Source organism: Alcanivorax sp. NBRC 101098 (assembly GCF_001010505.1).
Lineage (GTDB): Bacteria > Pseudomonadota > Gammaproteobacteria > Pseudomonadales > Alcanivoracaceae > Alcanivorax > Alcanivorax borkumensis.
Genome location: NZ_AP014613.1, coordinates 1,522,224 through 1,546,707, shown reverse-complemented (window position 1 = coordinate 1,546,707; position 24,484 = coordinate 1,522,224). Strand labels below are relative to the sequence as shown.

The window sequence follows — 24,484 nt, the reverse complement described above, 5'->3', positions numbered from 1 at the left end:
CACCTGGTTAGGTAAAAAACAGGTAGCTCAAGAAAATTGCGCTAATCAAGCCGGCAGCATCCGCTGCCAGCCCACACCATAACGCATAGCGAAAATCCCTAATGCCCACGCTACCGAAGTAAACGGTAAGCACATAAAAGGTGGTTTCTGTGGAGCCTTGCATGACCGCGGCCATTCGCCCTGCTAGCGAATCCACACCATGGGTTTGCATCACGTCCACCATGGCAGCCCTTGCGCCGGAACCACTTAAGGGCTTGAGCAAGGCCACGGGCAATGCATCTACAAACCGGGTATCAAGACCAAGGGCAGCAACGCCCACTCGAATGCCTTCCAGAAGCAATCCGAGTACACCCCCCGCTCTAAGCATGGCAATTGCGGTCAGCATAGCTACTAGGTAAGGGATGATTTTTACTGCTAGGGTAAAGCCCTCCTTGGCGCCCTCCACAAACGCATCATAGCTATCTACCCCAGAGCGCCAGGCGGCAATAAAGAACACAGCTAGCACCAGTAGCAGGATGCCGTTGCCTAGCAAGCTGGCAAAGGTATTGGCCGTTTCAGCAGGTGCGACCAAAACGATGGCACCCAGCAGGGCCAAAACGGCTAGCCAGATGCCCGCCACCGCCAATAACAACGGGCTCGCTAGCGGTAATTTCTGTACCCTCGCGGTAACAATTACGCCGATCAGCGTAGAGATCGTCGTTGCCATTAATAAGGGCAAATACACTAATGCGGGATCGGCGGCGCCTTGTTGCGCACGGAATAACAGCACCGTAACCGGCACCAGGGTCACCGATGAGGTATTCAGCACCAGAAACATGATCTGGCTGTTGGTGGCTTGGCGCGGGTTGGGATTGCCTTCTTGTAGAGACGCCATGGCTTTGAGCCCCAGCGGCGTGGCGGCGTTATCAAGCCCTAACATATTCGCCGCCAAGTTCATGGAGACCGGTGCCGCAGATCCGGGAGAGCGTGCAATCCCGGGCATCAACCGAACCATCACAGGGGTCACCCAGGTGGAAACGCGATGAGCAAGCTGGCTGGCTTCTGCTAACCGGAAGAGGCCGCTCCATAATGCTAGAACGCCAATTAGCCCCAAGCTAACATCAACCGCCAAATTGGCTGATTCCCACAGGGCGTTGATAAGACGCCCTGGCGCCTCTATATCACCGGTAAGGAGCTGAACCACAGCCCCAGCAATGCCTACAAGGAAAAACAAGCTGAACAGTCTGTGCAAAGTATCTCCCGTGCGCTAGGGTCATAGAATTGCGCCGACAAACGGCGTTAGCAGCACTGCAATTTCGTGCTATCACGATAGTCTACATCGATTACCCGCATTCAACCCTGAATGACCGCTTAGCGGTGGTCGGCTATACTGAAAAAAACTGTTTGAGAGCCAGTATGTCATTACTCCGTAAGCTATTCCCTCTTGCGCTAGCCCTGTTACTGTTGGGTGGAGCAATCAAGGGTGGTAGCGCATTACATTCCAACTCGCCTGAGGTCCAGGGCGACCTGAAGCCGACGGAACAGCAGCTGGAAGCCGCTGAAGAGATCGCCGACAAACTCAAGAATCACTACCGTCAGCTTGATTTTGATGATCAGCTCTCGGAGCAGGTTCTGCAGCGTTACCTAGAAGACCTGGACCCTAATCGGTTGTATTTCCTGGCATCAGACATTGAAGACTTCGAGCGTTATAGCCATATTTTGGACGATCAACTGCGCAAAGGTCAGCTTGAGGGCGGATATACGATCTTTAATCGCTTCCAGAAACGACTGGAAGATCGGCTTACCTGGTCTCTGGAGACGATCGCCAATGACCTGGAGTCACTGACATTTAATGCTGAAGAATCGGTGCGTGTTGATCGCGAAAACGCGCCTTGGGCGAAAGATGAGGCCGCTCTTGATGAAATATGGAAACGCCAGTTAAAGAATGCGGTACTGTCCATGCGTCTTAACGATTCCAGCGCCGAAGACATCGAAACCCGTTTAACGCGTCGTTACGAGAGCCAACTCAAACGCATCAAGCAAAATACTCCGGAAGATGTCTTCCAAGTGTATATCAATGCACTTACGCAGACGTTTGATCCACATACCACCTATTTCACCCCACATAATTCGAAGAATTTCGACATCAGTATGAGCCGTTCCCTGGAAGGCATTGGGGCCGTGCTGCAGTACGAAGATGGCTACACTAAAGTGGTTCGTCTGGTGCCCGGTGGCCCTGCCGCTAAAGGCGGGCAGCTAAAGCCTGCGGACCGTATTGTTGGTGTATCCCAAGAAGAGGGAGATCCGGTACCGGTGATCGGTTTGCGTTTGGATGAAGTGGTCGATCAGATTCGTGGCCCTAAGGGCACCAAGGTTAATTTGGAAATTATTCCGGCGGGTAGCGCAAGTGAACACGACACGCGCACCATCAGTATTGTCCGTAACAAGGTGGTACTGGAAGAACAAGCAGCCAAGAAAGACATTATCCAGATTACGCGAAACGGCCAGGATCTAAAGTTAGGGATCATCGAAATTCCCGCTTTTTATCTCGATTTCGATGCGTACCATCGCGGTGATCCGAAATACACCAGCACCACCAGTGACGTGGCAAAACTATTGGTAGAGCTGCGTAAAGAAAACATTGATGGTTTAGTTATTGATCTACGTAACAACGGTGGCGGCTCTTTGTTAGAAGTGAACAAGCTGGTTAGCTTATTCATTAACAGGGGCCCTACCGTTCAGGTGCGAGAATCCAGCGGTCGGGTCAGTATTGAGGGTGATAAATTTCCAGGGGTTCTTTTTGCTGGCCCCATGGCGGTAATTGTGAATCGGTATAGCGCGTCCGCATCGGAAATTTTTGCTGGCGCCATGCAGGACTATGGCCGCGCCATCATTGTTGGCGATCAAACTTATGGTAAAGGTACGGTGCAAACCTTGTTGGACCTTAATCATGGCAAACTGAAAATGACCAATGCAAAGTTCTATCGTGTTTCCGGCTCCAGCAACCAGAACCTTGGGATTGTGCCAGATGTGGAGTTACCATCATTAGTAGATATGGACGATGTGGGGGAAAGTTCTTTGCCCAACGCTCTGCCTTGGGATGAAATTAAATCAGCAAAATATCAGCGTGTTACGGACCTTGTACCTTTTCTGCCACAGCTTCGCGCGCAGCACGAGAAACGTACGGATAACGATCCAGAATTCGTCTATGTGCACTCCCTGCGTAAGCTCCTTGACGTTAACCGTAACCGCACGGAGCTATCATTGAACGAAGAAGTACGGACGCGAATGCAGGCTGAGTTTGACAAAGAGCGCCTAGCGATCGAAAACAGTCGCCGCCAGGCCCGCGGTGAAGAGCCGCTAGAAAGTATTCAGGCGTTACGCACCCTAGAAGAGCAGCGAGCACTGGATCCGGAAAGTCATGATGAGGCCATGAATGAAGACCCTTATATACGCGAGACCGGGGAGATTTTGGTCGATTACATGGGCTTGCTGAAAGAAAATCAGGTCGCTCGTAAGGAGTGAAGTGATAGCCTTTGTTAAATACAAACCGGCCTTCGTGCCGGTTTTTTTATGGCTCTAGCAGATTTTAAAAGACTGCTCACTCACATAAATCTGCCTAGAGCCTAGAACCTTAAACTGACCCCGGTAAGCTTTGCGCTGCATCTGCCACACTTTCCAGCAAGGTATTGATCAGCCACTGAGGGGCATCCAGTGGCAAATCATGGCCGGCTTCTGTATGAACTTTAAGCGGCAACTGCCAGGCTACGGCTAGGCTGCGTGAGCAGCTGGGGCCGACCAAACGATCTCCACCGCCATTAATAATGACCACGGGTACACTACTGGGTAGTGCCGCGGGGGCGCGAAAACGTATGGCTGCCAGCAATTGGCGCAGGCTATTCCCCAGAGAAACCGGCTGAGACACGGCATAATCGCGCCACTTATCCGCAAGGGCACGGAGGTAGTCTTGGCTGCGCATATTAGAGGTAATTTCCAGAATCGCGCTTTCTTTTTGCAATGCGTTTCGACTAAACACCGCGTCCTTGAGAAGTCTGCGGTAGTTGGCCGGACGAAGACGTTGCCAGAACGGGCTATATCGGCTTGCACTGGTATTGATTAGGGCTGCAAACGCCACCTCATGGGGCGCTTGACATAGCCACTGCACAGCCACCATTGCACCCAATGACAGTGCCACAACGTGGTAAGGCCCTTGATGGCCCTGCTTCTGAAGTTGCCCTCGGGCATGGGCAACCATGTCTGCAATGCGTGTAGGGCTGTTTTCCTGGCAAAATTCACCGTTGCCCGGCAAATCCAACGTTATCACGCTATCTTGCGGTACTGCCGCCTGAAAATGAGCGGGAAAACCCTCCCAATGCCGCTTTTCACGAACCAAGCCACGTAGTAACACCCACGTCCTCGCCATTTGATCTCTCCTTAGGACAATGACCCGCTTTATAATAAAGGCTAGAATGCCACCGGAGTTCTGGATGGCAAATGGAGTTTCCTCGCGACTATGGCACGTAAAACGGTAAAACGGGTTAAAACAGGCTCAGTGGAGCGACGATTCTCAATGGCCAAGGCCGGCTTTATGGCTGGCGCCAAATACGCTACAGCTAGCGCAGGAACACTGTTCACTGCAAAAGATAAGCGTGGCGAGCGGCGCAAGGAAATCCTTTCTGCTCGCGCTCAGGAGCTAGTGGAAGAGCTGGGTAGCCTGAAAGGTTCTGTGGTTAAGATTGGGCAGATGATGGCGTTGTTTGGTGAACACTTCCTGCCGGAAGAGGTGACAACCGCCCTGCATACCTTGGAAAACCAGACAACCGCACTGGAATGGCCTGCCATTGAACGTCACCTCAAGCGGCAGCTGGGCGAGGTTAAGCTTGCTGAGCTTGAGGTTGAGCAACAACCGCTGGGGGCGGCGTCTTTGGCGCAAGTGCATAAGGCTGTGCGCAAATCAGATGGCAAAGAGCTATGCCTGAAAATCCAATATCCGGGCGTGGCAGATGCCATTGATTCGGACATGCGTGCTCTGGTTCGCTTGCTGAAATTAAGCCGCCTGGTGCCTATCACTGAGCAGTTCAACATGTGGTTGGATGAGGTACGCGAGATGCTCAAGCGGGAAGTCGATTACGATCTCGAGGCCCATACCACCCGCCATTTTCGCCATGCTCTGGCCGAGGACACGCGTTTTGTGGTTCCAGAAATTGTTCCAGAGTTCTCTACCCACAACATCATGTGCATGACGTTTGAACATGGGATAAGCGTGAATGACCCGGCTGTGCTTGAGCTATCCCAAGCTCGGCGAAACTTTATCGGCCGCGCGATTATGGAGCTGTGCTGTCGTGAAGTGTTCGAATGGAACAAGATGCAGACGGACCCGAACTTCGGTAATTATTTGTTGCGCATAGGAGAAACCCCGGAGCAAGACCAGGTTGTCCTGCTCGACTTCGGCGCTATCCGAGATTTTGATAATGAAGTGCTAGGGCCAGGCCGAGAGATGATTCGCGCCTCCTTCTATCATGACACCGATCGGCTAATCCGAGCACTCAACGCTCTCGACTTCCTTGCGGGTAATACTCCGCGCAAGCTGCTTGAGGAGTTCTCCGGGCTCTGTTTTGAGGCAATCGAAGTCCTGCAAGACCCTGATCGCTACCCTCCCCCTGCATTCGTTCTAAACGAGAATGGCGAGTACTGCTGGGGCAAAAGCGACCTGCCAAACCGGATTATGAACCGCGCGGGACGCAATGCGTTGTCCGTGCATTTTGATGTGCCGCCTAAAGAATTCATCTTTTTAGCTCGCAAGCTATTGGGGGCATACACTTTTTTGCACGTTATTGAATCTGAAGTCCGAGGCAACACTATTCTGGAGCCTTTCATTCACATGCAGGAAGAGGATGACATTGCCTTGGTCAAACAGAAAACAGTCACTCCGGGTGACTAATTTGCGCCATGGTCTAGCTAGCCCTCCCTAGGGCTGGCAAAACGCGCATTTATCAGCCGCTTATCGGTGCGATAACCATTTGTCATTTGCCAAGCTGGCACGTGCACAATAAGGTTAGCACCCTGCTCATCGGCCGGTTCACCTGAACCGGCCGTTTTTCGAGGCTTTCAGAGGTTTTGGGTTGCCAATACCATCCTTTGAACAGCCAATTATTTGCGAACCACAGACGGGGGTAACGCAGGTGATTATCGGTGTTCCCAAAGAAATCTGCCCTGGCGAGCAGCGCGTTGCTTTAACGCCTGCCAATGTCAGCGCACTGCTTAAAAAACAAGGTGTCGAGATCATCATCGAGCGCGGAGCTGGCGATATTGCTGGCTATCCGGACAGTGCTTATGAAGCTGCCGGTTCCAAGCTGGTTGATCGCGATGAGGTGTTCTCTTCCGCTCAAGTTGTTCTGCAGGTACAAACGCCCGGCAGTAACATCAAGAACGGTGACGAGGATCTGACTAAATTGAAGGAAGGCCAGATATTGATCGGCATGACCGATCCACTGGCTAACCCACAATTTGCCCAATCCCTGGCTGAGAAAAAAGTCTCCGGTTTGGCGCTTGAACTGGTGCCGCGTATTACCCGTGCTCAAGCCATGGATGTACTGTCTTCCATGGCCATGATCGCCGGTTATAAGTGTGTACTGCTAGCCGCTACAGAGTCTGCACGCATGTTCCCCATGAACATGACCGCTGCCGGGACCATGAAGCCGGCACGCGTACTCATTATGGGTGTGGGCGTTGCCGGCCTGCAGGCCTGTGCCACGGCCAAGCGCTTGGGTGCCGTCGTTGAAGCCTACGACGTACGCCCGGCTGCCCGCGAACAGATTTTGTCGGTCGGCGCCAAGCCGGTCGAGTTGGATCTGGACACTGGTGAAGCCGAAGGCACTGGCGGTTATGCCAAGGCCCAAGGTGAAGATTTCCTTAAGCGTCAGCGAGAGCTAATGACCGAAGTGGTTAAGGAAATGGACGTCATTATCACTACCGCCGCTATCCCTGGCGCCAAGAGCCCGATTCTGGTTACCGAAGACATGGTGAAAGCCATGAAGCCCGGTTCCATTATTGTGGACATGGCCGCAGAACGTGGTGGCAACTGTGATCTGACCGAATCCGGTAAGACCGTCGTGAAACATGGCGTAACTATCATCGGTCCAGAAAACGTGCCCTCCACGGTCGCTTTCCATGCCAGCCAGATGTTCGGCAAAAACATGGAAAACTTGCTTAACTTGCTCATCGATGATGAAGGCAAGCTGCAGCTAGACTTCGAAGATGAAATCGTTGCTGAAACCGTGATCAGTCACGAAGGCGACGTTCCCCAGCCTCGTTTGCGCGATCTTCTCGGCCTCCCCGCTCTGGCCAAACCTGAGCCGGAAGCCACTGAAGCCACGCCCGACGCGGCTAGCAAGGAGGAAAAGTAATGGATCCTGTAGCCAATCTTACCTTGTTTGTGCTGGCGATCTTTCTCGGCGTGGAATTGATCACCAAAGTGCCGCCCACCCTGCACACTCCGTTGATGTCCGGCTCCAATGCGATCTCCGGTATCACCATTGTGGGTGCGCTGGTTGCCGCTGGCTCCGAGGGCAGCACGCTGGTTAGCGTACTCGGTTTCATCGCGGTGGTGCTGGCCACGATTAACGTGATTGGAGGCTTCATGGTCACCAATCGAATGCTGGCGATGTTCAAGAGGAAGTAAATCATGCACGTTTCTCAGAACTGGATTGATATCGCCTACTTGATTGCTGCCTGCCTGTTTGTGCTAGGCATCAAGGGGCTGACCAAGCCAAAGACTGCAGTACGCGGTAACATGCTGGCGGCAGCCGGTATGGGCGTGGCTGCCGTGGTAACACTGCTCAATGAGCGCATCGTTACCTATGAAGTGATCATCGCTGGCGTCGTTGTCGGTGGCCTGATTGGTGCCATTATGGCCAAGAAGGTACAGATGACGTCCATGCCGCAAATGATCGCCCTACTTAACGGTTTTGGTGGCGGTGCCTCCTTTGCTGTTGCCTCAGCTGAATTCTTCAGCACAAGTAGCTCCCACGATGCTGTGTCCATGATCGCCATAGGCGCAGCTGTATTGATCGGTGCGGTCACCCTGACAGGCTCCTTGGTGGCTTTTGCCAAGCTACAAGAGCTCATCAGCGGGCAGCCTATGGGCTTCCCCGGCATGAAGCTGCTCAATGCCATCTTGTTTATCGGGTCGATCGTTGGCATCGGTTACTTGGTGGCCAACCCGGGCAGCGAAATGGTTCTCTGGGCTCTGGTGGCTGCGGCCATGTTGCTGGGACTGTTCCTAGTGCTGCCAATTGGTGGTGCGGACATGCCCGTTGTGATTGCCCTGTTGAACTCCTATTCCGGTGTGGCCGCAGCAGCGGCGGGCTTCATCATGGGCAACAGCGCCTTGATCATCACCGGTTCTCTGGTGGGCGCATCAGGTCTAATCCTGACCAGTATCATGTGTAAAGCCATGAACCGCTCCCTCACCAATGTTCTCTTTGGTGTAATGGCAGAAGCTGGCGAAGCCATGGACGCAGACGAAGTCTACGCCGGCAAGGTGAAGTCTACTTCTGCAGAGGAAGTCGCGATGATGCTCGAAACTGCACGTCGCGTGGTCATTGTTCCAGGCTTTGGCTTGGCGATGGCGCAGGCGCAACACGCCGTGCGTGAAATGGCAGACACTCTGGAAGCCGCTGGTATTGAGGTTGAGTACGCCATTCACCCGGTAGCCGGACGTATGCCTGGGCACATGAATGTTCTGCTAGCAGAAGCTGAAGTGCCATACGATCAGCTCAAGGATATGGACCAGATTAACCCGACCTTTGAGCAGACGGATGTGGCAATCGTGCTGGGCGCCAATGACGTGACCAACCCCATGGCCCGCGAAGATAAAGGCAGCCCGATTTACGGCATGCCTATCCTCAACGTGGATAAAGCCAAGACTGTGGTTGTGGTAAAACGTTCTCTGAGCGCCGGTTTTGCCGGCCTGCCCAATCCATTGTTTGCCAAAGACAATACTCTGATGTTGTTTGGTGATGGTAAAGGTGCCGTGCTCGATATTACCACGGCCTTGAAAGAAGGCTGATTAATCGCCTTTGCAGAAAAAGGAGCCTTCGGGCTCCTTTTTTTGTTCATCGCGGAATTGCGATAAGCGCGACTTTGATTTTCATGGTGAAGTCGTCGTTAGTGTCTTAAGCAGTCAGTCATTCCCCTGGCATGCTGAAATATTACCGCACCTGCCTGCTAGTGAACTCACAGTGCCTGAGGCGGGAATAGAGGAAAAAATCTTCAGCGTCTCGGTGCACACCGCCGCCGTCTCAATAGCACCTCAGTCAAGAGCGCAACTTAGAATAAAACTCAGGTTCGAATACCCAAGGGTAGATGCATGACAGCGTGCATCACGGGGTTGGTGGCGGTTACACCGATATTCGTAACTTGGCTTGGGGTTAGCTGAGGCTAATTCAGGGGCTGAGAAACGGCATGGCTGGGGATAAATGTTCCCCGCCATATCAAACGTAGCATTTGATATGGCGGCAGTACAGTTGCTGCGTTACTTGATCGCAATCAACATTGTACCGCCGCCCTACTCATTTCTTTTTAATCCGTGGCGAGCAAAAAACAACCGGTGTTGGCGTTTTTCTAACGCTTAGAACGGTGCTACAGAAGTGAGTAAACCACGCCTACAGAAAAGGTATGGTCCGTTTCATTGGTTCCCGCAGGTGCCGAAGAGTCGCTCTCAAGCAGATGGCGTAGACGTAACGCGAAACGGGTGTTGATTGCCGTGGTCAGAGAGGTTTCCGCCCGGGTATCCGCTCCATCACCACCAACCTCTGTGGAAAGATCTTCCTTGAAGGTGGTGTTGTCGCTTACCTTAAGCTCATACTTGATACCGACGCGTGCGATGGCATTCTCTTCGGAGTCGTGGCAGCTCATATAGCTGTCCTGAGGCTCCAAACACTTTATTCGATAACCTGGACCGATTTCCGCATCCAGAGTCTGCCGATCCGAATCAACCCACCGACGCCCCGCACCGATGGCATAACTGGCTTCGTAGTGATAACCCGAAAAATTATCTTTTTGGTAGGTCAGCACATTGAACAGGTAGTTCTTGGCATCTTCACCGAGTTTGCGGTCCAACTTGTAGGAAGCGAAGTAGTTCTCATCCGTACGGTTATATTCTTCCGTATCAGGATCTTCTTCCTTCTCGTTATTGGCATCAGCCTTGAAGGTATGCCGCCATTTCTCGCTGTCCCGGGCCATGTTGACATTGGCATTGGTAGAGTCGGAATTGGTGTTACCGCGCTTGAATAGCAGCCCGACACCAATGTCGCCAGACCATTTGCTAACTTCACTACCCTTATCGGCAGCTGCGTCTTGCGCAGCTACAGAAACCGCCGGAAGTCCGGCGGTTAGCAGCATGGCAGCGATTGTCTTACTGCGCATGAATAACTCCTTAGTCATTTTTGTCTAGATGTACGTCCATCTGTGGGAACGGAATGCCAATCCCTGCTTCGTCAAAGCGAAGTTTCGCCGCTTCTGTGGTGTCCCACAGAACTGGCCAGTAATCCGCGCTATTTACCCAGGGGCGGCATAGGAAATTAACTGAGCTATCCGCCAGCTCACCTACCACAATAGTTGGGGCTGGATCCTTCAGAACACGCTCATCCGCAGCAAGAATCTCTTCAAGCACCTTTTTCACCACAGAAAGATCAGCATCGTAGGCAACACCGAAGACCATATCCACACGGCGGGTCGGTTTTTCGGAGTAATTGACGATATTACCGGACATGATTGCGCCGTTAGGGACAGTAAGTACTTTATTGTCCGGGCTGTTCATGATGGTTGCGAAAATGCGGATTTCTTTAACGGTACCAGAAGTTCCCCCTGCTTCAACGTAATGGCCCACGCGGAACGGCTTGAACAGGATAAGCATCACGCCGGCAGCAAAGTTACCCAGAGAGTCTTTCAATGCCAAGCCAACAGCCAAGCCGGCAGCACCCAAAATGGCAACTAGCGAGGTCGTTTCAATGCCAAGCTGATCTAAAGACGCAATAACAACGAAAACAAATAACAAGATATGAACAATGCGCCCTAAGAAGGTGGCGACCGTTTCATCCATTCGTTTGTTTAGTAGTTTTTGCACCCAGTGACTTAGCCGAGCAACCACCCAGCTACCAACAATGAAAATTACCAGTGCGGCGGCAATGCTCCAGGCATAGGGCACCAAGTTTTCATTGGCAAAGGTTTCTAGTTGCGACAGATATTGATCCATTAAGCGTACTCCTCATCCAGTGATGCGCAATTATGCCCATTCCTACAGCAACCCCAAGTGCGAAAGCTGCTGGCATACAGGTTTTTACAAAGATTTCATCTGCCAGATTCAAAGGCCAACCTGCCAACCCTGGACCCAGCCTGCTCAATAATGAAAGTAAATAGTCCGCATGGCCAGTCTCGAAGGGGGTTGAGCCGGCTTTATCATGGTCTTTTCCAGGATAAGGCACCACAGATTGGGTATCTGGCCCTTGCCCCGGTATAATGCACGCCCCAATTTCCCGCCTTTGCTGGAGCCATCAATGTCACAGAACTCGCGTGCTCAACTCACTGCCCAACTTAAAGAACGGATTCTGATTCTTGATGGCGGCATGGGCACAATGATTCAGCGTTGCAAATTCACTGAAGAAGAGTTTCGTGGTGCCCGATTTGCTGATTGGCCTAGCGATCTGAAGGGGAATAATGACCTGCTCAGCATGACCCAGCCTGAGCGGATCAAAGCGTTGCACAAAGGCTACCTTGATGCTGGCGCGGATATCATCGAGACCAACTCGTTCAACTCCACGTCTATCGCCATGGCCGATTACGACATGCAAGATCTGGCCCGTGAGATTAATGTGGCCTCCGCTCGCGTTGCCCGCGAAGCGGCAGACGAAGCATCCACCCCGGATAAGCCTCGCTATGTGGCCGGAGTGCTTGGCCCCACTAACCGTACGGCCAGTATTAGTCCCGATGTGAATGATCCCGGCTACCGCAATACCCATTTTGATGCCTTGGTAGAGGCATACCTAGAAGCTTTGGATGGGTTGGTAGAAGGCGGTATCGATATGGTGCTAATCGAAACCATTTTCGACACGTTGAATGCTAAGGCCGCAGTCTTTGCGGTGGATCAGTATTGCTACGAAAACAACTTGGACTTGCCGGTGATGGTGTCCGGGACGATCACCGATGCGTCTGGCCGTACCCTCACGGGGCAAACTACTGAAGCGTTCTACAACTCCCTACGCCATGCTCGCCCAATCAGCTTCGGCCTCAATTGTGCACTGGGCCCCATGGAGCTGCGCCCCTATATAGAAGAGCTCTCGCGTATCTGCGAGACCTACGTGTCTGCTCACCCTAATGCGGGCTTGCCTAACGAAATGGGCGAATACGACCTGGACCCTGCCACCATGGCTAAAGAGGTCCGCGCTTGGGCTGAGAAAGGTTTCCTGAACATAATTGGTGGCTGCTGCGGTACTACACCAGAGCACATCGACGCCATGGCCAAAGCAGTTGAAGGGCTGGCGCCACGCCCGTTACCTGAGATTGAAGTGGCTTGTCGCCTTTCCGGTCTAGAACCCTGCACAATCGCCAAGGACTCCCTGTTTGTAAATGTAGGCGAACGAACCAATGTGACCGGCTCCAAGCGTTTTCTGCGCCTGATTAAAGAAGAGGATTACGATGCAGCCTTGGACGTGGCTCGCGATCAGGTAGAAAACGGCGCCCAGATCATCGATATCAACATGGACGAAGGGATGCTGGAGTCCGCTGAGTGCATGGTGAAATTCCTCAACCTTGTGGCCTCAGAGCCGGAAATTTCCAAAGTGCCGATCATGATCGATTCCTCCAAATGGGAGGTGATCGAAGCGGGCCTGAAGTGCATACAAGGCAAGGGAGTGGTGAATTCCATTTCAATGAAGGAAGGCGAGGCTGCCTTTCTTCATCAAGCTCGATTACTGCGCCGCTATGGTGCGGCGGTTATTGTCATGGCTTTCGATGAGGAGGGCCAGGCAGATACCCGTGAGCGTAAGGTGGAGATCTGCACCCGTGCATACAAGCTGCTCACTGAGGAAGTGAACTTTCCGGCTGAAGACATCATCTTCGACCCCAACATCTTTGCTATCGCGACGGGCATTGAAGAGCACAATAACTATGCCGTGGATTTCATCGAAGCGGTGGCTGACATCAAACGCACCCTACCCCACGCGATGATTTCCGGCGGGGTGTCCAATGTGAGCTTTTCGTTCCGAGGGAACGATACCGTCCGCGAGGCGATTCACGCGGTGTTCCTCTACTATGCCATCAAGAATGGCATGGACATGGGTATCGTTAACCCTACCATGCTTGCTATTTATGCCGATATCCCAGAAGAATTGCGCAACGCGGTTGAAGATGTCGTCCTTAATCGCAATGAAGACGCCACCGAAGTGTTGCTGGACTTGGCAGAAAAATACCGAGGTAGCGGTGCCGAAAAAGTTAAGAAAGAAGATCTTGCCTGGCGTGAGTGGGAAGTAGAAAAGCGCCTTGAGCACGCCTTAGTCAAAGGCGTTGCTGATTATGTGGAAGAAGATACCGAGCTGGCCCGTCAGAACGCTACGCGTCCACTCCATGTGATTGAAGGCCCTCTCATGGACGGCATGAACGTGGTTGGTGACCTGTTCGGCGAAGGCAAGATGTTTCTCCCCCAGGTGGTGAAATCCGCCCGGGTCATGAAGAAGGCTGTGGCTTACCTGTTGCCTTTTATGGAAAAAGAAAAAGAAGAAATGGGCACCCAAGATGAAGCGAACGGCAAAATCTTGATGGCCACCGTGAAAGGTGACGTACATGACATTGGCAAGAATATTGTTGGTGTGGTGCTACAGTGCAACGGCTACGACGTAGTGGATATGGGCGTGATGGTGCCCTGCGAGAAGATCCTTGAGACTGCGAAAGAAGAGAAGGTCGATATCATTGGCCTGTCCGGGCTAATCACGCCGTCACTGGAAGAAATGGTCCATGTGGCCAGCGAAATGCAGCGCTTGGGCATGGACCTACCGCTGATGATCGGTGGGGCGACTACCAGCCGCATTCATACTGCAGTAAAAATAGACCCAGCCTACGACCAGGCCGTAGTGCACGTGGCGGATGCATCCCGTGCGGTAGGCGTGGCGTCCAAGTTGCTATCCAAGACCGCTAAGCCGGAATATGTTGCCGAAATCAAAGAAACCTACGAGACGCTCCGTGTTCGACGTCAGCAACAGCAAGTGGACCGCAGTTTAATCTCCATTGACCAGGCAAGGGAGCACCGTTTTCAACCCGACTGGAGCGATTACACACCTCACGAACCGAAAGTTAAAGGTTTGAAGGTTTTAGATGATTACCCACTGGAGGATCTGGTTCAGCGGATCGACTGGACTCCTTTTTTCCGCGCCTGGGAATTGGCTGGCAAGTTTCCACGCATTCTGGAAGATGAAGTGGTTGGTGTTGAAGCGACAAAGCTCTACCGTGATGCCCGGGAAATGCTTGATAAAATAGTTGAAGAAAAGTGGCTAACTGCCTGCGGGGTAATAGGTTTTTGGCCTGCCAACTCTAAAATGGATGATATCGAACTATACCGTAATCCCGGTGATAGTGAGGCCTTCATGACCCTCCACCATCTTCGCCAACAGTTGGATCGGAGCAAGAACAACAAGCCTGATTACTGCTTGAGTGACTTTATCGCCCCCAAGGAAACCGGGCTCACCGACTGGCTAGGCGGTTTTGCAGTAACCGCAGGCATTGGCATCGACGAGCATGTGGCCCGATTCGAAGCGGACCACGATGACTATTCCGCCATCATGCTTAAAGCCTTAGCGGATCGACTAGCCGAAGCGTTTGCCGAGCGTCTACATGAAAAAGTGCGTAAAGATTACTGGGGTTACGCCAGTGATGAAGCACTGAGCAATCAGGACATGATCAGCGAGAAATACCAAGGCATCCGCCCTGCTCCAGGCTACCCCGCCTGCCCTGATCACACAGAGAAAGCCCTGTTGTGGGAGTTGCTTGATCCTGAAACCCACGCCGGGATGACACTCACGGAAAGCTACGCCATGCTCCCAACTGCGGCGGTATCTGGGTGGTACTTTTCACACCCAGAGGCTAAATATTTCGGCACGGGTAAGCTGGCGAAAGATCAAATGGATGATTACGCGGCACGTAAAGGCATGTCTCGCAAAGAAATCGAGCGAATGGTGCCCCATCTGCTCGGGTACATGGACGAAAATTAAGTCTACTGACCGCACACCACCGCATCGGTCCGCCACATGGCGGACCCTGTAGTGGTGTTATCAGTCAAATTTCAATCTTCTTTGGGCAACTCAAATCGCGGTTCCCATTCCTCTGCGTCGATCACCTCTCGGTAAGCATGCCAGGTAGCAAAGCCAAGTACCGGTAGTAGCACCAATAAACCTAGATATGCTGTTAACAGCCCGACCAATAGGCAACCCCCAATCAAGCTGGCCCAGATAAATAGAGGTAGCTTATTCCGTAATACCGCATTTGTACTCGTGATAACCCCCGTGACCATATCGGTCTTGCGATCCATAATCATGGGCAACGAAAAGGCACTAACCGTGAAAACGATGGCGCAAAATAACGCTCCTACGCTACTGCCGACTCCAAAAAAAAGCAGCACATTTTCCAAATGCCACTCGTTCACCGGGTAAAAGATATAGATCAAATTAGCGGCCCTGGCCCACACCAAAAATACCACCACCAGAATGACCGTAAAGGTCAGGGCATCCCCCAAGCATGAACGTGCCTGCTTCAGACTTTCTGACAGGCTTGGTTGGCGGCCTTGTTGCAACTGGATACTAATGGCGTAAAGATTGAGTGCGAGTAGCGGCCCCAAGAACACAAAGCCTGAAAGTAGGCCAAGATACAGGCCCATATTGCCGAACCACCAGGTCGCGGCACTAATTAGGTAGCTGATAAAGACCATTATCGCGCCATAGAGCAGGCTTGGCCCCGGTGCATTAAGAAAGTCGCGCCACCCTTTGCGCAACCAACGCAGCGGTGCGGTGTTATCAATGCTGTGGCATGGAGCCACAAATGGCCGGGTATCTTCTTCTTGGGTCGGGGGTTGGGGCACGGCTCTCACCTCTCACCTTTAAAAGGAAAACAACCACTTACCTAGGCGAGCTTCTCGGCCTACCCAGGTTACTGCACAGTAACGTCATCGTTATTCATATCCGACGCCATGGCAAGCTTGCCATGGGTCGCGTCTAGAGTGCCCTGCAGCGCATCCTGAACACTATGCATCACGTCGCTGGCGCCCCAAATAGCGGGAATCCCATATGTCACAGCTAAGCTAGCCGCGCCGTTAGCAGGGTCCTGTTGGGCAATCACCAGCCCTGCTGCTTGTACCAGCCAGGGCAACCAAGCGGGATCGACCTCATCTACCACAACAATGTCGCCAGGCTGTACCTTGTTAAGGCACCAGGCACTGCATACACGGCGAATGGCACCTTCAGCAGAACCAGGCACCAGCGTCAGCCCACGTAATAGAGGGCTAAGACGCTGTCCGCCGCCAAAACCGTACCCTACTTGGTCCATCTTCCAGTCCGGCGCTCCCTGTAGGCCATCATCAAGGTAACGCAGTTTACGATCACCGATCACAGCTTTATTGGCGCTGGCAGGCAATGCTGATCCCATCCACAGCTGCCAAAGCTCATCAAAGTACAGAAAATGAATATCATCAAGGTGTTGTAGCGTCCCTTGCTCAACCGCAATAGCCGCCATGGAACGAAGTAGTTGCCGTAGACGATTACCAATAGCAAAACGCAGCCCGCGAGCGGTTCGTGCCATTTTAAATGCCTGCTCGTCCGCATCTGAGAGTTGCGCCAACGGGGCGTCGCTAACGATTCCCGGTTGTTGCAATCTATTAAGTGTAGACGCTTGAGCCGGCCCCTCATTCAAGGGGGCATGGACAGGATCAACACCCGGTCGTAATGCTGTATCACGTACCGAATCCACCTCGCCAGCCACCAGGGATTGCAGGGCCCGAAGTTCAGTAGGCGTAACCAGCAACGTCAAAGGCAGAGGCGCACGATAATCGACCAATGCATCTGCCAGCCTTAGGTAGGCAAGCTCACCTTCTACGCGGCTAAGGGACTCTCCCATGGCATCAAGGCGCATAAAAGCGCGCCATAGGCCCTCACGGGTTACCTCTGGTTGCTTCCACTTCTGCACATTCAGTGACAGCTCCAACAAGATCCAGCTCTGCCGCCATTGGTTAATGCTCTTAGAAAATGAGGAGCCTACCGTTTGTGGAGCAGATGCAGGGTCACATTCCAGAGATTGCCATGCTGGTGGCACAAATCGTGCGGCCCCTGGGTGTTCGCGCTGAAGCTCACGAAAGAACGCACAATTGGTGTAAATATGGCTATGTTGACGCCGGTAAGGTTCAACCTTGGCGAGCCCTTTCCACCCGGCACTTTCTACTAGCGGTTCCCAGAAGCCGGCTTTTAACCATCGCCCGGCCAGGGTATACCACAGAGGAGTTTCCACCTGATTGAAAAGCCCTACCCCAGCCCGGCGGGCCCAGGCTTCTTTGGGTACAGAGAGCGAACCTACAGGAAGGGTTTGCAACAGCCATAGTTGCTCACCATCAAAAACCCACTCTCCAGCCTGTGGATGTTTAAAATTATCTTTAAGCTGACGGTGAAGCCGACAAAAAAGGGCTTCACCGACCTGTTGGTTTAAAGGCAATTGAGCCTCAGGGGCATACACCAACCGGTCATTTTCATCGAAAATAAGCCGCTGACGTTCACTGTTACCACCTACGACTCCTTCAACCACCATATGCGGTAGATCTTGGCGCAAAGGGTGTCGGGTAAATAGCACGCCGGCAGCGTGTTGTTTTGGTAACGCTTGAATCACCACATGATCTGGCCCTGGAGCACGCTGGAAAATGCGTTGAAGTGCCGCAGCGAGCGCTTCATCTGAATCCAGATTTAACAGGCTTTCTCGACGTGACTCCGGATTCATTGGCCCTTGTTGCAACACCCAGTAACGGTCGCCTGAAAACATGTGTGCCAAGGTAGCAAGCTGTTGCGTCAACCACTGAACAGAATTGCCTGTTATAACTTGACGACTAATGCGCCAACTTGGCGGAATAGGTAAGCCCATGGCAGCCCAACGCTGCAAGTTTTCGCCGCCCTCAATATCCGCAGTCAGTACTTCAATGCTCATTAGCCGTTTCTTATTTGTTTTGCCGATCGTTTGTCAGTTATCTGCTGGGTGCTGAAGCACTATGCGCGCTCCCCACAAACCGAACCAGTAAAGAACTGGCGTGAGCAGTAATGCTCCCAAAGCGATTACCATTGCAATGCCACCGAATAAAACCGGCGCTTTCATCAATGTACTCATCAGCGAATCTTGCCAATAGAAAAACCACTGATGGTCAGCGGGAAAGATCCAGAGGTGAAACTGATAGAAAACCTGGGTCGGGCCGGCAATCAACAACCACGCTAACATAGCCCCTAGAGTGAAAACAGTAATGCCAAGGCGCCACCGTATCGGTGGTGATTTCAGCCTGATATTTAGACAGGCTAAAGGTAACCAGAGCGCCAGCAATACCAAGAAAAGTATGCGGCCTCTATCAATAAAATCAGCCACATCCTGCAAGTGCTGAACTTCCGCATGGTGTAACAAAGGGCGTGGCTCTTTGCCTGGTGGTTGGTAGTCGATATCAGCCAGCCCCATGCCACCGTTATGGACCGCATCACGGATTTGTTCAAAAGCTTCCACGTGTTTCTCGGCGGACAGCTGTTCAAAGCCAGCGTTAAAACGATTCTGAGGACCATAGACTTGTATATGGCTACCAATACCCAGAGTTTGGTACCAGAACCGATAACCATAATTTACCTGACTATAAAGCGCCCAACACAGTATTACGGCCAGCATAACGATCGTGACCGCATAGACAAACCACATAGCCGTGGCTGCGATCAGATTTGATCGACCGGTTTGGTTCATAACACCCTCATAACAATAACAGCATAATAAACAGAGTACCCAGCCACATGCGATCGCTGTTATAGCCTTAATTTTCTTTCGAGGGTATTTGCTCCCTGACGGGTTGCCAATCAATCTATAGTGACGACTCTATAGGGGTACAGTGCAGCACAGAGCAACACTGATTCGTTAGTGAAAAGACGGTAACGCCAGCGTCTCACAATGAGCTGCAAACGCTAAGCTTGCACCTGAATCGTTATTATGGGAACAGGGCTAACGCTACTGTTGACCACTGAGTCATGTCCCACATCCCGTTGATCCCAAGATGCCCATGTCACTATATTTACTCTAAAACTAGGCTAACCCGGCCGCGATTCAGCCGACGGCAGTGGCATTGCGCTCATGAGCAGGCCGGCTGCTTAGTACAGCTAAACGACAGAGATAGGCGTAGGGCCGTATAGCGATTACGGCCATCAACTCATTTTTTTGTGGCGCCTTACCGCTTACTTCTGCAGGGTCGCACGCACCGTAGCGGTACCCGATTTCTCACCAGGCGTCATTTCAAGGTTGCTTATCTGTATGCCGCTCTGCTGAAGCGATTGCAGCCAAAGTACCGTTTGAGAGGTTGCCTGATTTTCCATCTGGATACGCACGGCGCGATTACCATCCGGTGAAAAGCCTTTCAAAGTAAGGCCAAACTGATCAGCACTACGGCTCACGTTACCGGTCCAATTGCCGTTGGGTTGTGCTGACGATACATCGCTCCGCCGAGCCGCGATTACCGCTTCGCGATTGTCCTGGATCCACTGTAACGTCTGCTGATTGACCATAAATTGCTTCTTTGCCTGATCCCTGGCCGCGACCGACGGAGCCCAGAGCAACCAATACAGCAGCACCACAAACGCTACCACGGCCAATATTTTCAGGATGTGTTGTTCTCGGGGTTCTCTACTTTCGTACCACTGTACTGCCTGTTCTCGACGTTGAGCCGCCAGTTTCTTCAGTTCTGCTGCACTGCTCATCCCGGCTGCTCCACCTTGATTCGCGCGCTCACGCCCTGAGCACTATTGCGATAATTTGCTATTGAGGCGCGTGCTCCCTGTTTTTTGAGCGCATTCTGAAGTTGTTCCAGTTGGGCATAATCCTTAGCGCCAACATCCAATAGCAGCGTATTTTCACGTTGATCGTATTGCAGCCGCTTGGGGTCAACGTTTATCTCTTTCAACACTTGCGCCACTGGTCTCAGAAGTGGGAAGAAATCAGCCTGCCCCGACTTGCTACCGCCACCAAGGCGAGCAAGCCGGCCCTCAAACTGGCGACTCAGGGCCGCAGAGGCCTTATCACCGGGGAACAGGTTCTCGAATAGCGTCTGGGCATCGGCGAAAGTCGCTTCGGCCGCCTGATTATAACGCCACTGTTGCACCCAGATGGCCACCAGAGCCAGTACAAATACGGATGCAGCAAGAATGCCAAGTGGCTTCCAAGGAGCAAACGTTGTATTACTGCCTTTCTTTTGTTTTGGGGCATAGGGGCCTGTGAGTAATTCCTGCCCTGAACCGTTACGCAAGGCGTCAACAAACGCCGTTGGGCCGGATAACACCATAGGCTCATTGAGGCTGTCGCCAAACAGGGCCTGCACACCATCACGCTGCTGAGCATCAACCACTAGGCAACGATCTCGGTCTGCCATTAATAGCGTCTGATTTTCGTCCAACTCAGCAATCAGAGGTGCTTGACCCTGCAACCGCTCAGCGTCCACCTGCAGGGAGGTGATCAGTACGTCTTGTTCTGCGGCCCACCGTTTGAGTTGCTCGATAAATTGTCGAGCAATGGCGGTCACTTCATAGTCATCACCGCTGCCTTTGCGGGAAACAAACCACAGTGATTCAGGGTTGTCCAGCATCTGTTCTTCCAGCAAATACGGAAGAATGCGCTGCATATGACGTGCCTGTTTTCGGCTCAGGCTAACATGGGTTAGCCGGGCAAATGCTACGCTGACAATGACATGGAGGGTCTGGCCGGCAGACTGTTCCAGCGCTTCGCGCAGGCTCATGACCTGGACGTGTTCCGCAGGGTTTCGCTGCAACAGCACCGGATGTTCAAGATCCAGTTCCGTTCCCCCTGCACCGCTTAAATAAATCAGTGGAGCCTCTGCCACGCTGTTGTGTCCTTTGGTCGTTATATCCGCGTTATTATCTTTGCATGTGTCCGTCTGGCATGGCCGACGCTTAATGCACTTTCTAACAGCCTGCTCCGTTAGTCCAGTGTATCAAGACGAGCCTTGGGTCACATTGTAGAAGGGATTGCATGCCGGTTCGAGTGGGGTTAGCAATGGGCTGACCTGCCGACTAAATACTTCAGTGCTCTGCCCGTCACCATTGCGGCGGCGCAGCCGGCTTACTAGGCGACTTAGTTGTCCGTCGACCTCTACATCCACCATAACCTGAAAATACTCACTGCTGACACCGAGCAAGCTGCTTATCTGCTGCTTGATGTCGGGATCCATTTCACTAAAAGGAGCAACCTGCATCAGGTCGCTAATGGCGTCAATCGGCTCCTGCTCCCGCTCTTTAACAATAGCTTGTGCCGCGGTATCACCCGCCGTGGCACCTAACACCGCATCCAGTACCTGAAGCGGTGCAGTATTAACGTTCAATGTTGTGCCCAATGGCAAAGCTGTAAACAAGCCCCAAATCATGCCGTCCTGGGGCTGGTTAGCTACCTGGAAGCTGAGCAAGGCACGCAGTTCAGATTCATGCGCGGCGGGCATATTTGGAGTCCGCCGGGTGCGGTAATCCGCATCTTCCGCCCCTTCAACTCCGTCCACTATATTGTTGGAATCTAGCCAGTCGGCCATTTCGTTGGCGAGCCGCGATGCGTCTGTTTCTTGGGGAAAGGTGAGCTCGATCAGGCGGGTGAGCCTGTCGATACCATCCTGGTCTCGAACAAAATTGTCACCTTCTGCGGTAATGAGCCAGTTCAAATTGAAACGGCCTTGCAGGTCCTGCACGCTGGCGCTGAGTATGGCATCTTCATAGGGCGTTGGCGGCAATTGCACGGCCCACTGCTCGTCAACGCAATCATCCACTAGGGCGTTATTCTTTTGGTCATCCTGCAAGTCATCAATTAGACCCTGCTGGGCAACCACCTCAGCTGCCATGGCGTACTGGTAGCGCTTGTCCCATTGCAATAGATTATCGGCGCGGGTAAGGAAACGATCTTGCCGGAAAAGCACTTCAACGGTAATGGTCGTCAGTAAGGCTAGCAGTAGCAGCACGATCACCAACGCCATGCCCCCTTGCCTTCGAGTCATTCGACCTGACAGGTTTACCGTCATCCCCATGGATTCACCACTGTTCGGTAATACCTGTGCACAATGTTGCCATTTTCTAGTTCGATCTCTACCTCAATACTTTTTGGCAGGCGTTGCTGCCAAACGGGTACTGCCGTCATGCTCACATCTGGCCACAACTCCAGCCATTGCCATTCGCCTTGGGGGGTGAGATCAAGATAGCGTACAGTGAAGCGCTCCACACGGTCGATTAGCACGTCCTGCTGGTACTCGGTGGCCACGTTAGTGTCTAGCACCGGCCAATAACGGCGATACAGGGTGTCATCTTCTAAAGCGTATACCACACGCTGCATTTCGCTACGCTTACGCAGTCCAAATGGGTTGGACCATCCTAAACGGGTAAATTCAACATAATTGTCACGGCCGAGAATGGCGGGCTGCGGGTCACCATAAGGATCCCTGACCGGACGGTTGATTAGCTGCTCGAAGTCGAGGGTTAGGAACGTCACCGCCCGCTGGTTACGCTCCATCTCATCTGCACCTTCTTTGAGCTGCTCACGGCCTTGCAGTGCGCTACTAAGAAAGCTTGCCACCCAGACATAGATAAACGCAAAAATCGCGATGGTGATAACCATTTCCAGCAGAGTAAAACCGTGCTGGAAGGAACGCTGGCGGCTAGTGGCGTGCTGGATGTTGATCATCCGGAGGCCGGTTTCCCGATCAGACTGGCTAGGTGATACGCCATTTGACCTTGATCATCGTCCTGCATCATGCCGACTTCAATATCTACCCGGCGGGTATCGGGATATGGGCCTTCACTGACCCGGGTATTGACCCACCAATCACGACCATTTCGAGTGACGGTAGAATCGGACTCACCGGTGGACGGCCACTGTTGGTACACCTGCATTTCCACTAATTTATCCGAGGCAACTAAGAAGCCGAGATGGGTCTCATTAATATTGGTATAGGCGCGAGCTGTGGAACCCATGGTTTGACCAAGCACCACCATAACCAGAGCAAGAATGGAGACAGCGACCAACACTTCTACAAGCGTAAAACCGCGCTGCTGTTTCATTCCGGTTCTTCCTCAATCATCCGTGCGCGCCGCTCTAACCATTCTTCTTTTCTCTGTTCCTTATCTTCGTCCTGCTGTAGGTCCGGGTCGGAAATTTGCCCTAAGGCCGACACTTGCCAGCGCTGCACTGTTTCCATATCAGCAAGGCTTCGTATCGATAGCGTTACCGGAGAGACTTCGCCACTGGGGAAAAAGAATACCTGGGGGAATACCTTTTCCTTCTCATCTTCGCCTCCCCGATTTTCTTTGCGCTGTAATGCCGCTCTCTCATCATCCTCGTCGCCGAGCACACCTTCACCCAGATCCAAAGAGGTGTCTTGCTTGACTAGGCTTTCAGCAACCTGGCTAAGGCTGGCTTGTTCTTCATCCGCCAGTTCATCTAGCTGCCAAACCAGTTCTAGCGACGGAGGGGTTTGACGTGGCTTGAGGGCGGTATCTTCGATGGGGACAAAGTCTGCGGTTACAATATCGTAGGCTAGAGGCTCCCAGCCATCATGGTACAAGCGTAGCGCCAATAACTGCCCGGAAAACAGGCTGCGTTCGTTGAGCAACGCCAGGGTATCCTTGAGACGAGCAGATTCCTGTTCTAGCTGCCGGTCGTCCGATGTCCAGTTACCCTGGCTGACCACTACCGCGCTCAGCAGTGCAATCAGCCCCACCACCACCATAATTTCCAGCAAGGTGAAGCCAGACTGCTGGGAGCGGAGCAAACGCATATTACTGAACTTCGCGCCAGTTGATGTCCGCGTCGGCGCCTTCGCCCCCCTCAACGCCATCGGCTCCCATTGACAACAAATCGAAGGGACCTTCTACACCGGGGCTAATGTAAACGTAGTCATTGTTCCAGGCATCGAGCGGGACCTTGGGCAGGTAGCCACCATCAGGCCACTTACGAGCGGATGAGGGACGCTCAACTAAGCCATTCAGCCCCTCTTCAGTGCTTGGATAACTGCCATTGTTGAACTTGTATAGGTCTAGTTGCTGCACGATTTTGCCCATGTTGGCCTTGGTCAGGTCCACCTTGGCGGCTTCCCCCTGACCAATGACGTTAGGCACAATCACCGCAGCCAGCAGGCCGATAATCGCAACCACAACCATAATTTCCAGCAGGGTAAACCCCGACATGGCCTTTTTTGCTTTCATTT

Annotated in this window: 20 protein-coding genes; 6 read left to right on the top strand and 14 right to left on the bottom strand. The window is 52.6% G+C overall.

Annotation, left to right across the window (positions count from 1 at the left end; genetic code table 11):
* Positions 1 to 7: 7 nt before the first annotated feature.
* Complete coding sequence (locus AS19_RS07040; RefSeq protein ID WP_011588615.1) at positions 8 to 1,231, bottom strand: nucleoside recognition domain-containing protein; 1,224 nt, start codon at positions 1,229 to 1,231, stop codon at positions 8 to 10.
* Positions 1,232 to 1,395: 164 nt separating this feature from the next.
* Between AS19_RS07040 and AS19_RS07035 the strand changes: the two genes are divergently transcribed.
* Positions 1,396 to 3,504: a carboxy terminal-processing peptidase gene (locus AS19_RS07035; protein WP_046961870.1), complete on the top strand. Its 2,109-nt coding sequence runs from the start codon at positions 1,396 to 1,398 to the stop codon at positions 3,502 to 3,504.
* Between the two features lie 109 nt (positions 3,505 to 3,613).
* On the opposite strand, the gene AS19_RS07030 is transcribed toward AS19_RS07035, so the two are convergent.
* Positions 3,614 to 4,402 (bottom strand): alpha/beta fold hydrolase, encoded by a 789-nt coding sequence (locus AS19_RS07030; RefSeq protein WP_011588613.1) that lies wholly within the window; start codon positions 4,400 to 4,402, stop codon positions 3,614 to 3,616.
* A 90-nt stretch (positions 4,403 to 4,492) separates the two neighbouring features.
* Here AS19_RS07030 and AS19_RS07025 point away from each other — a divergent pair, with 90 nt between their 5' ends.
* The 4 genes from AS19_RS07025 to AS19_RS07010 all read left to right on the top strand — a co-directional run bounded on the left by AS19_RS07025 (position 4,493) and on the right by AS19_RS07010 (position 9,049).
* Positions 4,493 to 5,920: an AarF/ABC1/UbiB kinase family protein gene (locus tag AS19_RS07025; protein ID WP_035458208.1), complete on the top strand. Its 1,428-nt coding sequence runs from the start codon at positions 4,493 to 4,495 to the stop codon at positions 5,918 to 5,920.
* A 241-nt stretch (positions 5,921 to 6,161) separates the two neighbouring features.
* Positions 6,162 to 7,385 carry a Re/Si-specific NAD(P)(+) transhydrogenase subunit alpha gene (locus tag AS19_RS07020; protein ID WP_035458209.1) on the top strand — a complete coding sequence of 408 codons (1,224 nt, stop codon included), beginning with the start codon at positions 6,162 to 6,164 and terminating at the stop codon, positions 7,383 to 7,385.
* A complete protein-coding gene (locus tag AS19_RS07015; RefSeq protein WP_011588610.1) occupies positions 7,385 to 7,660 on the top strand; it encodes an NAD(P) transhydrogenase subunit alpha in 276 nt (91 codons plus the stop codon). Before AS19_RS07020 ends, AS19_RS07015 begins: the two co-directional genes overlap by 1 nt.
* A gap of 3 nt (positions 7,661 to 7,663) precedes the next feature.
* Positions 7,664 to 9,049 (top strand): NAD(P)(+) transhydrogenase (Re/Si-specific) subunit beta, encoded by a 1,386-nt coding sequence (locus AS19_RS07010; RefSeq protein ID WP_011588609.1) that lies wholly within the window; start codon positions 7,664 to 7,666, stop codon positions 9,047 to 9,049.
* Between the two features lie 572 nt (positions 9,050 to 9,621).
* Here AS19_RS07010 and AS19_RS07005 read toward each other — a convergent pair.
* Complete coding sequence (locus tag AS19_RS07005) at positions 9,622 to 10,407, bottom strand: YdiY family protein (RefSeq protein ID WP_046961869.1); 786 nt, start codon at positions 10,405 to 10,407, stop codon at positions 9,622 to 9,624.
* A gap of 10 nt (positions 10,408 to 10,417) precedes the next feature.
* On the bottom strand, positions 10,418 to 11,236 hold the full coding sequence (locus tag AS19_RS07000) for a mechanosensitive ion channel family protein (RefSeq protein ID WP_011588607.1): 819 nt from the start codon (positions 11,234 to 11,236) through the stop codon (positions 10,418 to 10,420).
* A gap of 301 nt (positions 11,237 to 11,537) precedes the next feature.
* Between AS19_RS07000 and metH the strand changes: the two genes are divergently transcribed.
* Positions 11,538 to 15,239, top strand: a complete 3,702-nt coding sequence (gene metH, locus AS19_RS06995; protein ID WP_046961868.1) for a methionine synthase — start codon at positions 11,538 to 11,540, stop codon at positions 15,237 to 15,239.
* A gap of 71 nt (positions 15,240 to 15,310) precedes the next feature.
* Here metH and AS19_RS06990 read toward each other — a convergent pair whose 3' ends face one another.
* The 10 genes from AS19_RS06990 to gspG form a co-directional block, all read right to left on the bottom strand.
* Positions 15,311 to 16,102 carry a DUF2189 domain-containing protein gene (locus AS19_RS06990; protein ID WP_011588605.1) on the bottom strand — a complete coding sequence of 264 codons (792 nt, stop codon included), beginning with the start codon at positions 16,100 to 16,102 and terminating at the stop codon, positions 15,311 to 15,313.
* A gap of 68 nt (positions 16,103 to 16,170) precedes the next feature.
* The gene (locus AS19_RS06985; protein WP_011588604.1) at positions 16,171 to 18,204 is read right to left on the bottom strand and encodes a PEP-utilizing enzyme; all 2,034 of its coding nucleotides are present in this window, start codon (positions 18,202 to 18,204) and stop codon (positions 16,171 to 16,173) included.
* Positions 18,205 to 18,237: 33 nt separating this feature from the next.
* On the bottom strand, positions 18,238 to 18,990 hold the full coding sequence (locus AS19_RS06980; protein WP_011588603.1) for a DUF1461 domain-containing protein: 753 nt from the start codon (positions 18,988 to 18,990) through the stop codon (positions 18,238 to 18,240).
* 482 nt (positions 18,991 to 19,472) lie between these two features.
* On the bottom strand, positions 19,473 to 19,991 hold the full coding sequence (gspM, locus tag AS19_RS06975; protein WP_011588602.1) for a type II secretion system protein GspM: 519 nt from the start codon (positions 19,989 to 19,991) through the stop codon (positions 19,473 to 19,475).
* On the bottom strand, positions 19,988 to 21,127 hold the full coding sequence (gene gspL, locus AS19_RS06970) for a type II secretion system protein GspL (protein ID WP_011588601.1): 1,140 nt from the start codon (positions 21,125 to 21,127) through the stop codon (positions 19,988 to 19,990). The genes gspM and gspL overlap by 4 nt, the downstream gene beginning before the upstream one ends.
* A gap of 111 nt (positions 21,128 to 21,238) precedes the next feature.
* Positions 21,239 to 22,261: a type II secretion system minor pseudopilin GspK gene (gspK, locus tag AS19_RS06965; protein WP_041704940.1), complete on the bottom strand. Its 1,023-nt coding sequence runs from the start codon at positions 22,259 to 22,261 to the stop codon at positions 21,239 to 21,241.
* A 41-nt stretch (positions 22,262 to 22,302) separates the two neighbouring features.
* Positions 22,303 to 22,962: a type II secretion system minor pseudopilin GspJ gene (gene gspJ, locus AS19_RS06960; RefSeq protein WP_011588599.1), complete on the bottom strand. Its 660-nt coding sequence runs from the start codon at positions 22,960 to 22,962 to the stop codon at positions 22,303 to 22,305.
* Positions 22,959 to 23,339, bottom strand: coding sequence for a type II secretion system minor pseudopilin GspI (gspI, locus tag AS19_RS06955; protein ID WP_011588598.1), 381 nt, complete (start codon positions 23,337 to 23,339; stop codon positions 22,959 to 22,961). The genes gspJ and gspI overlap by 4 nt, the downstream gene beginning before the upstream one ends.
* A complete protein-coding gene (gene gspH / locus AS19_RS06950) occupies positions 23,336 to 24,055 on the bottom strand; it encodes a type II secretion system minor pseudopilin GspH (RefSeq protein ID WP_011588597.1) in 720 nt (239 codons plus the stop codon). Before gspH ends, gspI begins: the two co-directional genes overlap by 4 nt.
* A 1-nt stretch (position 24,056) precedes the next feature.
* The gene (gspG, locus tag AS19_RS06945; protein WP_011588596.1) at positions 24,057 to 24,482 is read right to left on the bottom strand and encodes a type II secretion system major pseudopilin GspG; all 426 of its coding nucleotides are present in this window, start codon (positions 24,480 to 24,482) and stop codon (positions 24,057 to 24,059) included.
* Between the last annotated feature and the right edge of the window lie 2 nt (positions 24,483 to 24,484).